The 12748-nt window shown below is 72.6% G+C and carries 14 protein-coding genes; 8 read left to right on the top strand and 6 right to left on the bottom strand.

Features of this window, described 5'->3' with window-relative positions; genetic code table 11:
* The first annotated feature begins 6 nt into the window (after positions 1–6).
* From J2X68_RS34695 to J2X68_RS34680, 4 genes are all read left to right on the top strand, one after another.
* Complete coding sequence (locus tag J2X68_RS34695) at positions 7–921, top strand: ATP-binding cassette domain-containing protein (RefSeq protein ID WP_310436582.1); 915 nt, start codon at positions 7–9, stop codon at positions 919–921.
* A gap of 1 nt (position 922) precedes the next feature.
* A complete protein-coding gene (locus J2X68_RS34690) occupies positions 923–1825 on the top strand; it encodes a sugar phosphate isomerase/epimerase (protein ID WP_310436581.1) in 903 nt (300 codons plus the stop codon).
* A gap of 154 nt (positions 1826–1979) precedes the next feature.
* The gene (locus tag J2X68_RS34685) at positions 1980–3230 is read left to right on the top strand and encodes a serine hydrolase domain-containing protein (RefSeq protein ID WP_310436580.1); all 1251 of its coding nucleotides are present in this window, start codon (positions 1980–1982) and stop codon (positions 3228–3230) included.
* 50 nt (positions 3231–3280) lie between these two features.
* Positions 3281–3454 (top strand): hypothetical protein, encoded by a 174-nt coding sequence (locus tag J2X68_RS34680; RefSeq protein WP_310436579.1) that lies wholly within the window; start codon positions 3281–3283, stop codon positions 3452–3454.
* 75 nt (positions 3455–3529) lie between these two features.
* Here J2X68_RS34680 and J2X68_RS34675 read toward each other — a convergent pair whose 3' ends face one another.
* The 3 genes from J2X68_RS34675 to J2X68_RS34665 form a co-directional block, all read right to left on the bottom strand.
* Entirely contained in the window at positions 3530–4534 is a 1005-nt protein-coding gene (locus tag J2X68_RS34675) for a Gfo/Idh/MocA family oxidoreductase (protein ID WP_310436578.1), read from the bottom strand.
* 107 nt (positions 4535–4641) lie between these two features.
* Positions 4642–5418 (bottom strand): SDR family oxidoreductase, encoded by a 777-nt coding sequence (locus tag J2X68_RS34670; protein ID WP_310436577.1) that lies wholly within the window; start codon positions 5416–5418, stop codon positions 4642–4644.
* Between the two features lie 14 nt (positions 5419–5432).
* Positions 5433–6599 (bottom strand): phytanoyl-CoA dioxygenase family protein, encoded by a 1167-nt coding sequence (locus J2X68_RS34665; RefSeq protein WP_310436576.1) that lies wholly within the window; start codon positions 6597–6599, stop codon positions 5433–5435.
* 118 nt (positions 6600–6717) lie between these two features.
* On the opposite strand from J2X68_RS34665, the gene J2X68_RS34660 reads away from it, so the two are divergent.
* Positions 6718–7752 carry a LacI family DNA-binding transcriptional regulator gene (locus J2X68_RS34660; RefSeq protein ID WP_310436575.1) on the top strand — a complete coding sequence of 345 codons (1035 nt, stop codon included), beginning with the start codon at positions 6718–6720 and terminating at the stop codon, positions 7750–7752.
* Between the two features lie 39 nt (positions 7753–7791).
* Here the strand turns inward: J2X68_RS34660 and J2X68_RS34655 are convergent, their stop codons facing one another.
* Together J2X68_RS34655 and J2X68_RS34650 are read right to left on the bottom strand one after the other, a co-directional pair.
* Positions 7792–8460 (bottom strand): hypothetical protein, encoded by a 669-nt coding sequence (locus tag J2X68_RS34655; RefSeq protein ID WP_310436574.1) that lies wholly within the window; start codon positions 8458–8460, stop codon positions 7792–7794.
* A 149-nt stretch (positions 8461–8609) separates the two neighbouring features.
* Complete coding sequence (locus J2X68_RS34650) at positions 8610–9767, bottom strand: Gfo/Idh/MocA family oxidoreductase (protein WP_310436626.1); 1158 nt, start codon at positions 9765–9767, stop codon at positions 8610–8612.
* 129 nt (positions 9768–9896) lie between these two features.
* On the opposite strand from J2X68_RS34650, the gene J2X68_RS34645 reads away from it, so the two are divergent.
* On the top strand, positions 9897–10943 hold the full coding sequence (locus J2X68_RS34645; RefSeq protein ID WP_310436573.1) for a LacI family DNA-binding transcriptional regulator: 1047 nt from the start codon (positions 9897–9899) through the stop codon (positions 10941–10943).
* Here the strand turns inward: J2X68_RS34645 and J2X68_RS34640 are convergent.
* Positions 10933–11307, bottom strand: a complete 375-nt coding sequence (locus J2X68_RS34640) for a cupin domain-containing protein (RefSeq protein ID WP_310436572.1) — start codon at positions 11305–11307, stop codon at positions 10933–10935. The two genes, J2X68_RS34645 and J2X68_RS34640, sit on opposite strands and share 11 nt — an antisense overlap.
* 122 nt (positions 11308–11429) lie before the next feature.
* Between J2X68_RS34640 and J2X68_RS34635 the strand changes: the two genes are divergently transcribed.
* Positions 11430–11942: a hypothetical protein gene (locus J2X68_RS34635; RefSeq protein WP_310436571.1), complete on the top strand. Its 513-nt coding sequence runs from the start codon at positions 11430–11432 to the stop codon at positions 11940–11942.
* Between the two features lie 137 nt (positions 11943–12079).
* Positions 12080–12730, top strand: a complete 651-nt coding sequence (locus J2X68_RS34630; protein ID WP_310436570.1) for a GntR family transcriptional regulator — start codon at positions 12080–12082, stop codon at positions 12728–12730.
* Positions 12731–12748: the final 18 nt, after the last annotated feature.

The raw sequence follows: 12748 nt of genomic DNA, 5'->3' as shown, positions 1-12748 counted from the left end.
ACCCCTATGACCACCGACGGAACCGGCACGCACGGCGCCATCCTCGCGGACACCGCCCCCGACAGCGGTGACAGTCCACTCGTCGAACTGCGCAACGCGGGCAAGTCCTACGGCAACATCCGTGCCCTGCACGGCGTCGACCTCGTCGTGCGGCCCGGCCAGGTCACCTGTGTCCTGGGCGACAACGGCGCCGGCAAGTCCACCCTCATCAAGATCGTCTCGGGGCTGCACCAGCACACCGAGGGCGAGTTCCTCGTCGACGGCCGCCCCGTGCGCTTCTCCACCCCGCGCGAGGCCCTCGACAAGGGCATCGCCACCGTCTACCAGGACCTGGCGACCGTGCCCCTGATGCCGGTGTGGCGCAACTTCTTCCTCGGCTCCGAACTGACCAAGGGCCCCTGGCCCGTGCGCCGGCTCGACATCGAGACGATGAAGAAGACCGCCGACGAGGAACTGCGCAACATGGGCATCGTCCTGGACGACCTCGAACAGCCCATCGGCACCCTGTCCGGCGGCCAGCGCCAGTGCGTCGCCATCGCCCGCGCCGTCCACTTCGGCGCCCGCGTCCTCATCCTGGACGAACCCACCGCCGCCCTCGGCGTCAAACAGTCCGGCGTGGTCCTCAAATACATCGCCGCCGCCCGCGACCGCGGCCTCGGCGTCATCTTCATCACCCACAACCCCCACCACGCCTACATGGTCGGCGACCACTTCAGCGTCCTGCGCCTGGGCACCATGGAACTCAGCGCCGAACGCAGCCAGGTCAGCCTCGAAGAACTCACCAACCACATGGCCGGCGGCACCGAACTCGCCGCCCTCAAACACGAACTGGCCCAGGTCCGCGGCGTCGACGTCGAAGAACTCCCCGAGGAGAAGGACCTCACCGCGCCCGTGGCGCCTCCCGGGGAGAGGACGCCCTGACATGGTGGACGCCCTCGACCGCATCCGGGTCGGCTCGGCACCCGACTCCTGGGGCGTGTGGTTCCCGGACGACCCCCGGCAGGTGCCCTGGGAACGGTTCCTGGACGAGGTCGCCGAGGCCGGCTACTCCTGGATCGAGCTCGGCCCCTACGGCTATCTGCCGACCGACCCGGCCCGGCTCACCGACGAGGTGGCCCGGCGGGGGCTGCGCGTCTCCGCCGGGACGGTCTTCACCGGCATGCACCGCGGGCCGTCCGTCTGGGAGTCCACCTGGGCGCACGTGAGCCGTGTCGCCGCGCTCACCCAGGCGATGGGCGCGCGCCACCTCGTGGTCATCCCGTCCTTCTGGCGGGACGACAAGACGGCCGAGATCCTGGAGCCGCCGGAGCTGACGGGCGAACAGTGGGCCCATCTCACCAAGGGCATGGAGCGGCTGGGACACGAGGTGAAGGAGACGTACGGCCTGGACCTCGTCGTCCATCCGCACGCCGACACGCACATCGACACCGAGGACCACGTCGAGCGCTTCCTGGACTCCACCGACGGCGAACTGGTCAACCTCTGCCTGGACACCGGTCACTACGCCTACTGCGGCGGGGACAGCGTCGAACTGATCGAGGGCTACGGCGAACGCATCGGCTATCTCCACCTCAAGCAGGTCGACCCGGCGGTCCTCGCGGACGTGGTCAGGGACGGCGTGCCGTTCGGCCCGGCCGTGCGGCGCGGGGTGATGTGCGAACCTCCCTCCGGCGTACCGGAGCTGGAGCCGGTCCTGGTCGCGGCGCAGCGGCTCGGCGTCGAACTGTTCGCCATCGTCGAGCAGGACATGTACCCGTGCGAGCCGGACCGGCCACTGCCCATCGCGGTCCGCACCCGGAAGTTCCTGCGCTCCTGCGGGGCCTGACCCGGGGGACCGGGTCACCGGGCGCGTCGCACCGTCGCCGACAGGCGGCGGTGCGCCCGCGCTCGTATGGTGGTGGTGATGGGCCGCATGCGGCCCGTGCCCCCTGGTGCGGCTGTGGCCTGCGGCGGAAACCTCCTCATACGGGAGCGAGCCCATGACACACCCGTGTATCCGACTGCGCAGGGGGATCGTCGTCGCCGCCGCGGTGGGGGCGCTGGTGGTGCCGGCCGCGGGCGGGGCGGCGACGGCGCTGCCGTCCACGGCCGCCCTCCCCACCGGCACCGCACCGCCTTCGCCGTCCTCGTCCGGGGACGGCGTCGTCGAACTCACCCCGGCCGTACGGCAGCAGGTCGACGCGGCCGTGCAGCGGGTGATGAAGCAGGCGAGCATCCCCGGCGTGTCCGTCGGCATCTGGACGCCGGGCAAGGGCGAGTACGTGAAGTCCTTCGGCGTCGCCGACAAGAGCACCGGCCGGGCGATGAACCCCGGGCTCTACATGCGCATCGGCAGCGAGACCAAGACGTTCACCGTCACCGCGGTCCTCCAACTGGTCGACGAGGGGAAGATCGGCCTCGACGACACCATCGGCGACTACGTCGACGGCGTGCCGAACGGCGACAAGATCACCCTGCGTCAGCTGGCCGGCATGCGCAGCGGACTGTTCAACTACTCGGCGGACGAGGACTTCTTCAAGGCGCTCACCTCCGACCCGCAACGGCCGTTCACCCCGCAGCAGCTGCTCGACTACTCGTTCAAGCACCCCGTGCTGTTCCCGCCGGGAGAGAAGTTCTACTACTGCAACACCAACCTGATCCTGCTCGGCCTGGTCGTCGAGCAGATGAGCGGTCAGCATCTCGACGAGTACATCCAGGAGCACATCCTGGACCCGGCCGGCCTGGACCACACCCTGTTCCCGACCGGCAACGAGTTCCCGACCCCGCACTCCCAGGGCTACACCGACCAGACCGCGACCGGGAAGGTCGAGGACTCCGCCGACTGGAACCCGTCCTGGGGCTGGGCGGCCGGCGCGATGATCTCCCGGCTGGAGGATCTGCGGGTGTGGGCGCCCACCGTGGCCACGGGCGTGCTGCCCGACGGCGAGCGGATGGTCAGCGCCGCCACGCAGAAGCAGCGCCTGATCACACCGCCGACCCCCATCCCGGGCGCCGGCTACGGTCTCGGCATCTTCAACGTGCAGGGCTGGATCGGCCACAACGGCTCGCTGCCCGGCTACGAGTCCCTGACCATCTATCTGCCGTCGGCACGGGCGACCCTCGTCGTCGTCCTCAACACCGACATCAACTACAAGAACGAGGAACCCAGCACCCTGTTCGGCGACGCGATCACCTCGATCATCTCGCCGGACCACATCTTCGACCTGCCGGCGGAACCAGCGGCGCAGTGAGGACGTTCGACAGGTACCAGCTGTGTGACGTCGTGGAGGGGGAGGGCGGGATGCAGGAGAAGGAGCAGGCCGGCACCGCGGAGGTCCGGCGCCGGGAGCGGTTCGGCGCGCTGCCCGAGCGAGTGCGCCCGCAGGACCTGGTCGAGGAGCGGCCCGCGACCCCCAGGGATCCGGACCGGGACGCCTACGACCCGGACGAGTTCGCGGTCCGCTACGGCTTGTGAGCCGTCGAGGGCGGGCGGGGAGCACCACTCCCCGCCCGCCCTCGCGCGCGGCTGCGCCGGTCCGGTGCGCCCGGCTCAGGAGGCGCGGACCTCCGCGATCGTCACCGGCCGGTGCTCGTGCAGGGACAGCGTGCACGCCTCCGCGATCCAGCCCGCCTCCAGGGCGTCCTCGATCGTGCAGGGGGAGGGCCGGGCGCCGGCCACGACCTCGGTGAACGCGGTGAGTTCGGCCCGGTAGGCGGCGGCGAAGCGGTCCATGAAGAAGTCGTGCGGGGTGCCGGCCGGGAAGGTCACGCCGGGCTCCACCGACCGCAGCGGCAGCTTGTCCTCCAGGCCGACGGCGATCGAGTCCGTGAAGCCGTGGAGCTCCATGCGGACGTCGTAGCCCCGGGCGTTGTGACGGGAGTTGGAGACCACCGCGATCGTGCCGTCGTCGAGGGTGAGGATCGCGCCCGTGGTGTCGGCGTCGCCCGCCTCCTTGATGTAGTCGGCGCCCCGGTTGCCGCCGACCGCGTACACCTCCGTCACCTCGCGGCCGGTGACCCAGCGGATGATGTCGAAGTCGTGCACGGAACAGTCCCGGAAGATGCCCCCGGAGCCGGCGACGTACGCGGCCGGCGGCGGGGCCGGGTCGAGCGTGGTCGAGCGGACCGTGTGCAGCTTGCCGAGCTCGCCCGCCGCCACGGCCGCCCGCGCGGCGGCGAAGCCCGCGTCGAAGCGGCGGTTGTAGCCGATCTGGATGGGGACGGCACTGCCCCGGACGGCCTCGAGGACCTCGACGCCCTCGCTCATGGTCCGGGCGACGGGCTTCTCGCAGAAGACCGGGATGCCCGCCTCGACGGCGGCCAGGATCAGGCCCGGGTGGGCGTCCGTCGCCGCCGCGACGACGACCCCGTCCACCCCGGCGGCCAGCACGGCCTCGGGGGAGTCCGCGACCTCGGCGCCGAACCGCTCGGCGGCCTTCTTGGCGGCCTCCGCGAACGGGTCGGCCACGACGAGCGACCCGACGGCGTCGAGTCCGGAGAGGGTCTCGGCGTGGAAGGCGCCGATGCGGCCGAGGCCGAGGATTCCGATGCGCATGTGCTCCGCTGCTTTCTGGTGTGTGGTTGCTGTGCGTTGCCGGGGTCCGCCCCGGACCCCGGTCGCCCTTCGGGCCCGTCCTCGAACGCCGGACGGACCGGGAAGGGTCAGTCGAGCCCGCCGAGCACGTTCTGGTCCCAGTCGATCACCGAACCGGTGACCACGCCCGACCGCTCGGACAACAGGAACACCACGAAGTCGGCGATCTCGTCCGGCCGGCCCAGCCTGCCCATGGGCAGACGTGCGGCGGCCTGCTCGCGCCAGTCGTCCCCGGCGCCGTGGAAGGCCCTCTGGGTCGCGTCCTCGCCCTCGGTGGCCGTCCAGCCGATGTTGAGGCCGTTGACGCGGATCCGGTCGAAGCGGTGGGCGTGCGCCGCGTTGCGGGTCAGGCCGATCAGGCCGGCCTTCGCGGCGACGTACGGCGCGAGGAACGGCTGACCGCCGTGCGCCGACGAGGTGATGATGTTGACGACCGTGCCGGACGCCTCGCGGGCCAGCATGTCCGCGACAGCCGCCTGCATGGCGAAGAACGGCGCCTTCAGGTTGATCGCGATGTGCTGGTCGAACAGCTCGGGCGTGGTGTCGAGCAGCGTGCCCCGGGAGGTCAGCCCCGCCGAGTTCACCAGGCAGTCGACACGGCCGTACGCGGCCACCGTCCCGGCCACCGCAGCCTTCGCCCGACCGGCGTCGGAGAGGTCGGCACGGACGAAGAGCGCCTTGCCGCCCGCGGCGGTCAGCTCCGCCACCAGTGCCTCGCCCGGCTCCGGCCGCCGCCCTGTCAGGGCGACCAGGGCGCCCTCGCGGACCGCGGCCCGTGCGACGGCCGCGCCGACGCCCTGGCTGCCGCCGTTGACGAGGACGGCCTTGTCGTCGAGAAGTCCCATGCGGGGAGGTCCTTTCAGCTCGTGCGCCGCAGGGCGCCGGCCCGCAGCTCGTCCCGGAGGGCCTGCGGGGTCCACTCCTCGTGCAGCGCCCGCCGCACGACGTCCGCCTGCGCGGGCGGCGCGAGGCCGTCGAGGGGCGGGTCGCTGTCGAGGTTGGTGGGGAAGGGGTAGCCCTCGGCGCTCGCGGCGACGACACGCTCCAGCCACTCCTCGCCCACGCCCTGCGCCCGGCGCTCCAGCAGCACGGGGTAGACCGCGTTCGCCACCGCCTCCCGGTCCACGGTCTCCATCGCGCGCCCGAAGGCCGAGGACACCTGAAGCAGGTTGGCCGTCCGGCGTACGTCGCCGGTGCGGTTGGTGCCGGCGGCGTGCAAGACGGCCGGGTTGAAGAACGCGGCGTCGCCCTTCGCGAGCGGCAGCTGGACCCGGTGCCGGTCGAAGTACTCCTGGAACTCGGGCCGTCGCCACGCCAGGTAGCCGGGCTCGTACGTCTGCGAGTAGGGCAGGTACAGCGTGGGCCCGGACTCCACCGGCATGTCGCAGTGGGCGACCGCACCCTGGAGCGTGAGCACGGGGGAGAGCCGGTGGACGTGCGCCGGATAGGCGGCGGCCCGCTCGTCGGAGAGGAAGCCGAGGTGGTAGTCGCGGTGCGCGCTCTGCGCCTGACCGCCCGGGTTGACCACGTTGACCTGGGAGGTCATCTGGTAGGCGGGGCCCAGCCAGGCCCGCGAGACCAGCGCGAGGATGTCGTTGGCGTAGTAGTCGGCGAAGGCCTCCGGGTCGCGCAGGGCGGCCTTCTCCAGGGCGTTCCAGACGCGGTCGTTGGCGCCGGGCTTCGCGAAGTGGTCGCCGGCCGTCGCGCCCGACGCGTGCTGCTCGGCGATGAGCGCGTCGAAGACGGCGGTGGCCCGGTCGACGACCGCCGGATCGGGGAAGGCCTCCCGGAAGACGACGACCCCGGGACCGTCGCTCAGGGCCCGCACCAACTCGGCGCGGACCGCGCGGTCCGTTCCCGGCGCGCGCAGGCGCTCACTGTCGTAGACGAGGACGTTCCCCTGCACCGCCGAGGCGTGCGGGAAGTCGGCGAGGTCGGTGGTGCGCTCGACCAGCGGACGGAACGTGTCGAGGTCGCAGTCCTGCTCGGTCAGCCAGGCGTGGCCTCGCACGGAGGTGAAGGACATCGTCGTCCCTTCGATGACAATGGCGGCTCAGTGCTGCCATTCTTGTCATGACAAACCCGTCGAACAACCAGCAGGCGGCCGTCAAAAACCCCTCAAGCAGATCCCCTGGGAGCGTTCCGTGGGTCACCCCTTCCCCATCCGAGAGATCGCCCGCCAGGCGGGACTGAGCGAGGCCACCGTCGACCGGGTGCTCAACGCCAGGGGAGGGGTGCGGGAGTCCACCGTGCGGGAGGTCCGGCGGGCCATCGCCGATCTGGACCGGCAGCGCACCCAGGTCAGGCTGGTCGGGCGGACCTTCATGGTCGACATCGTGATGCAGGCGCCGGAACGGTTCAGCACCGCCGTCCGGGCCGCGCTGGAGGCCGAGCTGCCGTCCCTGCACCCGGCCGTGCTGCGCTCCCGCTTCCACTTCCGGGAGACCGGTCCGGTCCAGGAGCAGGTCGCCACCCTCGACCGGATAGCGCGGCGCGGCTCGCAGGGGGTCGTCCTCAAGGCGCCGGACGTCCCCGAGATCAACGCCGCCGTCGGCCGGCTGGTCGCCGCCGGGATCCCGGTCGTCACCCTGGTCACGGATCTGCCGGCCAGCGCCCGCCTGGCCTACGTCGGCATCGACGACCGGGCCGCCGGCGCCACCGCCGCCTATCTGACGGGCCAGTGGCTCGGTGACCGGCCCGGCAATGTGCTCACGAGCCTGAGCAGCGGCTTCTTCCGCAACGAGGAGGAGCGCGAGATGGGCTTCCGCAGTGTCATGCGGGCCCGCCATCCCGAGCGCACACTGGTCGAGATCGCCGAGGGGCAGGGGCTCGACGCCACGCAGTACGAACTCGTGCGGGCCGCGCTGGAACGCGACCCGGACATCCGCGCCGTCTACTCCATCGGCGGCGGCAACGACGCCACCCTGCGCGCCTTCGCCGACCTCGGCCGGGAGTGCGCCGTGTTCGTCGCGCACGACCTCGACCACGACAACACCCGCCTGCTGCGCGGGCACCGGCTGTCCGCCGTCCTCCACCACGACCTGCGCCGGGACGTGCGCGAGGCCTGCCACACCGTGATGCGGGCGCACGGCGCGCTGCCCCCGGCCGGGCCGCCGCTGCCGTCGGCGATCCAGGTGGTCACCCCCTACAACATGCCGCCCCGCCCCGAGGCCGGGTGACGGCCGCGGGGCGGAGCGGTGACGGACTCCGCAGGCCGCTCAGCGCCGCAGGGCGGGTGCCCCGGCCGCCGGGGCGGGGCGGGCCGCGCCGCGGTACGCGCAGACGCCCAGGGCCAGCAGCCAGTAGCTGAGGATCGCGCCCGTCAGGGCGGTCGTGCCCCAGCCGTTCGCCGCGTAGAAGAACGCGGGGTCGTTGCCGAAGAACAGCGACGGCACGAAGGCCAGGTTGACCCCGGCCAGGACGTACGCCGAACGGCCGGTCCAGCGCGGCAGCAGCCGGGTGCGGGCGACGGCGTGGCCCAGCGCGGTCAGGAAGAGCGCCAGCATGAGACGGGAGATCGACCCGTACAGGATGTAGGTGCCGCTGACGTCGATGGTCGGGTCGATCGGGTGGTCGACGGCGATGACCGCGCCGGCCTCGAGGCCCATCGAGACCAGGGTGACCGTGGCGTGGACGAGACCGGCCGCGAAGGCGATCGAGCCGATCCACCCGTGGGCCGGGCTGACGGTCTCGACCAGCTCCCGGAACGCCGTCACGAACACGACCAGGGAGGCGAGCGCGACGATCCCGACGAGCAGCCGGGACAGTACGTTGGCGTCCGGCGGCGGACCCGAGTAGAGGAAGTACAGCGGCACTTGGACGATGAGGGCGAGCGCGGCGACGACGGCGGCGAGGCCGGTCAGACGGCGGGCGACGGCTTCGGACATGGGAATCCCCCGAGTTCTCCGTGTGGCGGGTTCGGCGTCGGCGGCCGCGTGCTCGCGCACGGGTTTCGCCGACCCCTGAAGACTGCCGTTCCCGGAGCGCGCCGTCTCTGGGCCCGGGAACCGGATCGGGGGTGGACCTGCCGACACCCCTACGGGTGCACGTCCACCCAGGAGCCGCTCTGCGCGGAGCGCGCCATCGCCTCCAGCACGGTCGCGCTGTGCACCGCGTCGGCGAGCGTCGCCCCGTGGGAGGTGCCCTCGGCGACCGAGCGCAGGAAGCGGTAGGCCTCCACCACCTTGAGGTCGTCGTAGCCCATGGCGTTCGCCGCGCCCGGCTGGAAGGCGCCGAACTCGCCGTCGCCCGGGCCGACGTACACCGTGCTGACGGGCTGGTCCTGGTACGTGGTGCCGCGGCTGACGCCGAGTTCGTTCATCCGCCGGAAGTCCCAGAACACGGCGCCCCGGGTGCCGTGCACCTCGAAGCCGTAGTTGTTCTGCTCGCCGACCGAGACCCGGCAGGCCTCCAGCACGCCGCGGGCGCCGGAGGCGAAGCGCAGCAGGCAGTCGACGTAGTCCTCGTTCTCGACCGGGCCCAGTGCGCCGCCGACGGCCAGACTGTGACCCGCCGTCGCTCCCGTCGGGCGGGCCCGCTCGGGGACGAAGACCGCCGTGTCGGCCGTCAGGGACGTGATGTCGCCGAGCAGGAAGCGGGCCAGGTCGACGCCGTGCGAGGCCAGGTCGCCCAGCACGCCGCTGCCGCCCCGCTCCCGCTCGTACCGCCAGGTCAGGGCGCCGTCGGGGTGGGCCGCGTAGTCGCTGAAGAGGCGGATGCGGACGTGCGTGACCGTGCCGAGGTCACCGGAGGCGATCAGGTCGCGGGCGGCTTCCACGGCGGGCGCGTTGCGGTAGTTGAAGCCGACCGCGCCCTGCACGCCCGCCGCGGCGACCGCGTCCGCCACCGCCCGGGCGTCCTGGGGCGTGAGACCCACCGGCTTCTCGATCCAGATGTGCTTGCCGGCCTCGGCCATCGCCACACCGATCTCGCGGTGCAGGAAGTTGGGCGCGGTGATGCTGACGGCCCGCACGCGCGGGTCGGCGGCCACCTCGCGCCAGTCCCGTGTGGCGCGGGCGAAGCCGAACTGCTCCGCGGCCTCGTCGGCCCGGCCGGGCACCTCCTCGGCGACGGCCACCAGCTCCGGCCGCAGGGCCAGCCGAGGGTAGTGATGCCGCACGCGCGCGTACGCCTGGGTGTGCACCCGGCCCATCCAGCCGAACCCGACGACGGCCACTCCCAGCCCGTCCACCATGGCAGTCACCACAGCCTTCCTTGGACCGCTCCATCAGCTGACCAGGCCCACCCTGTGGGGCATTTCCCCAGGGTGTCAAGGCCTTCGGCGCCCTTTGACAACGGGTGCCGCACATGGAACGGTCCAACCATGAGACCACCCACCATCCGCGACGTCGCCGACCGGGCCGGGGTGTCGAAGTCGCTCGTCTCCCTGGTGCTGCGCGGCTCCGACCAGGTGCGTGCCGAGAAGCGGGAGGCCGTCCTGCGGGCCGTGCGCGAGCTGGGCTACCGGCCCAACGCGGCCGCGCGCAGCCTCGGCGAGCGGCGCACCGGGCCGGACGCCCGGCCGCGCCCGGAGGAGGGCGGCGCCCTGGTCGGGGTCCTGCTGCACGACCTGCGCAACCCCTGGTACGTGGACCTCCTGGACGGGCTCAACTCCCTGCTGCACGCGAGCGGCCTGCACATGCTGGTGGCCGACGCCCGGCTGCACCGGCGCGTCGGCCAGGACCCGGCGGGGCCCTTCCTGGATCTGGGAGCGGACGGGCTGGTCGTGGTCGGCACGCTGCCCGACCCGGCGGCGCTGGAGACCGTCGCCGCCCGGATGCCGGTGGTGGTCGCGGGGGCCCGGGAGCCGGTGCCGGCCGGGGTGGACCTGGTGGCGAACGACGACGAGCGCGGCGCCCGGCTGGCCACCGAGCACCTCGTCGGACTCGGCCACCGCCGCATCGCCCACCTGGCGGGCTACGGCGCCGTCGCCGACCTGCGCCGGCGCGGCTTCGAGGCGGCCGTGCGGGCGGCGGGGCCGGACCGTACGGCGCTGGTGGAGGCGGGGGACATGACCGAGGAGGGCGGCTACCGGGCCACGGTGCGGCTGCTGGCCCGCGCCGACCGGCCCACGGCGGTCTTCGCCGTCAACGACATGACGGCGGTGGGGGTGCTGTCGGCGGCCGAGGAGCTGGGCCTGCGGGTGCCGCGCGACCTGTCCGTGGTCGGCTACGACAACACCGGCATCTCCCGGCTGCGCCATGTGTGGCTCACCACCGTCGACGGCGCCGGCCACGAGGTCGGCCGCCGTGCCGCCCGCTGTCTGCTCGACCGTCTCGAAGGGCCGGGCGGACAGGGGCGGCTGCTGCTGGCCCCGCCGGTCCTGGAGGTCCGGGGGACGACGGCGCGTCCGCCCGCGGTCACAGGTTGATCGCGTAGGCCTTCCGCAGCGTCTCGTGCACCGTCCAGGTCGTCCGGTCGCCCTCGCGCAGCACGGCGAGGTCGCCGGGACCCACCGTCAGCGTGGGACCGCCCTCGGCCTCGATCGTCGCCGACCCGCTGATCACCACGAACAGCTCGTCCGCCTCGGTGTCGGTGACGACGCCCGGGGTGATCTGCCAGATCCCCCTGATCTGCCGGCCGTCCGCGGACTCCCACACCACCTTGCCGGTCACCTCGGGGTTCCCGGCGACGATCTGCCCCGGATCGAGCGGCTCGGGGTCGAGGCCGGCGTCGGGGATGTGGACGACGAAGCTGGGGGTCGGAGGGCCGCCGGGGCCGCTGTCGGTGCTCATGGGTCGACCCTAGCGAGGCCGTACGCGCGCCGGCTCTGGACACTGTGTGGGCCGTCGGCCCAGGTGGAAGGACACTTCGTCACGACTGGCGGCCGGTGTGCGGCGGGGTGATCGTGGTGCCCATGGCGGACGACACCGCGGCGGCGCGCGAGCCGCACCGGCACGGCACACGTGAGGCCCTCCTCTTCGGCGGGGTCTACGGCGCGGTGCTGGCCAGTTCGATGGTCGCCGCCCTCAGCCAGCACGGGCACACCTCCCAGGACAGCCGCCGCTACGACGCCGCCTGGCTGCTGGTGACCGCGTTCGCCTCGGCGCTCGCGCACGGCTACGCCCACTACATCGCCGAGCGGGGCGCGCACCGCAGGGGCGACGCGCTGCGCACCCTGGTCGAGGAGTGGCCGCTCGTGGCGGCCGTGCTGCCCACGGTGCTGATCCTGGCGGGCGCCGGGTGGGGCTGGTGGCCGGCGAGCGGGGTGGAGTACGCCGCGTTCGTCCTGAACATCGCCCTGCTGTTCGCCCTCGGCCTGGTCACCGCCCGCTGGGCGCGCCGCCCGTGGGCCGTCGCGGTGCTGATCGGGGCGGTGGACGCGCTGCTCGGCCTGATCGTGGTCGTGGCGAACGCGTTGATCAAGTAACCCGGGTCGTCCTGCGCCGTGCCCCCAGTGGGAACATGGCGCGGCGGCAGCACGCCCGCAATACGGCGGACAAAATTGTTGACAATCTTGTTTCGCTAGATTTAGGTTCGACAGGCACTCATTCAGGGAGGGCGACCATGCCGAAAGAAGCCCGTCCGAGCACCGGGGAGCAGGCCAGGCAGCACGCGCTCGCGCAGCTGCGGCAGGCGATCCTGCACGGCGAGATGGCACCGGCCCAGCGGCTGGTGGAGAACGAGCTCGCCGAGCAGTTCGGTGTGACGCGGGCCAGCATCCGCGCGGCGCTGATCGATCTGGAGTCCCAGGGACTCGTCGAACGGATCCGCAACCGCGGCTCGCGGGTGCGGGTGGTCACCGTGGACGAGGCGGTCGCCATCACCGAGTGCCGCATGGTCCTCGAAGGACTGTGCGCGGCGAAGGCGGCCGTCGCGGCCAGCGACGACCAGCTGATCGAGCTGACCGACCTCGGCACGGCCATGACCAAGGCCGTCGCCGACGGCGAGCCGGTCACCTACTCCGACCTGAACCACGCCCTGCACGTCCGCATCCGGGAGTTCTCCGGCCAGCAGACCGCGCAGGAGCTGCTGGAGCGGCTCAACGCCCAACTGGTGCGTCACCGATTCCAGTTGGCGCTGAGGCCGGGGAGGCCGCAGCAATCCCTGAACGAGCACCTGACCATGATCGAAGCGATCCGGGCCAGGGACCCCCAGGCGGCCGAGACGGCCGTCCGCGCCCACCTCACCAGCGTGATCGAGGCGCTGCGCGACTGATCACAGCTGCGCGGGGCG

The organism is Streptomyces sp. 3330 (assembly GCF_031456635.1).
Lineage (GTDB): Bacteria > Actinomycetota > Actinomycetes > Streptomycetales > Streptomycetaceae > Streptomyces.
This window is presented reverse-complemented; position numbering and strand designations above follow the sequence as displayed.

Bases quoted from the DNA above. Each gene is read 5' to 3' on its own strand.
- J2X68_RS34695 (WP_310436582.1), top strand. From the start codon at position 7: ATGACCACCGACGGAACCGGCACGCACGGCGCCATCCTCGCGGACACC.
- J2X68_RS34690 (WP_310436581.1), top strand. From the start codon at position 923: ATGGTGGACGCCCTCGACCGCATCCGGGTCGGCTCGGCACCCGACTCC.
- J2X68_RS34685 (WP_310436580.1), top strand. From the start codon at position 1,980: ATGACACACCCGTGTATCCGACTGCGCAGGGGGATCGTCGTCGCCGCC.
- J2X68_RS34680 (WP_310436579.1), top strand. From the start codon at position 3,281: ATGCAGGAGAAGGAGCAGGCCGGCACCGCGGAGGTCCGGCGCCGGGAG.
- J2X68_RS34675 (WP_310436578.1), bottom strand. From the start codon at position 4,534: ATGCGCATCGGAATCCTCGGCCTCGGCCGCATCGGCGCCTTCCACGCC.
- J2X68_RS34670 (WP_310436577.1), bottom strand. From the start codon at position 5,418: ATGGGACTTCTCGACGACAAGGCCGTCCTCGTCAACGGCGGCAGCCAG.
- J2X68_RS34665 (WP_310436576.1), bottom strand. From the start codon at position 6,599: ATGTCCTTCACCTCCGTGCGAGGCCACGCCTGGCTGACCGAGCAGGAC.
- J2X68_RS34655 (WP_310436574.1), bottom strand. From the start codon at position 8,460: ATGTCCGAAGCCGTCGCCCGCCGTCTGACCGGCCTCGCCGCCGTCGTC.
- J2X68_RS34650 (WP_310436626.1), bottom strand. From the start codon at position 9,767: ATGGTGGACGGGCTGGGAGTGGCCGTCGTCGGGTTCGGCTGGATGGGC.
- J2X68_RS34645 (WP_310436573.1), top strand. From the start codon at position 9,897: ATGAGACCACCCACCATCCGCGACGTCGCCGACCGGGCCGGGGTGTCG.
- J2X68_RS34640 (WP_310436572.1), bottom strand. From the start codon at position 11,307: ATGAGCACCGACAGCGGCCCCGGCGGCCCTCCGACCCCCAGCTTCGTC.
- J2X68_RS34635 (WP_310436571.1), top strand. From the start codon at position 11,430: ATGGCGGACGACACCGCGGCGGCGCGCGAGCCGCACCGGCACGGCACA.
- J2X68_RS34630 (WP_310436570.1), top strand. From the start codon at position 12,080: ATGCCGAAAGAAGCCCGTCCGAGCACCGGGGAGCAGGCCAGGCAGCAC.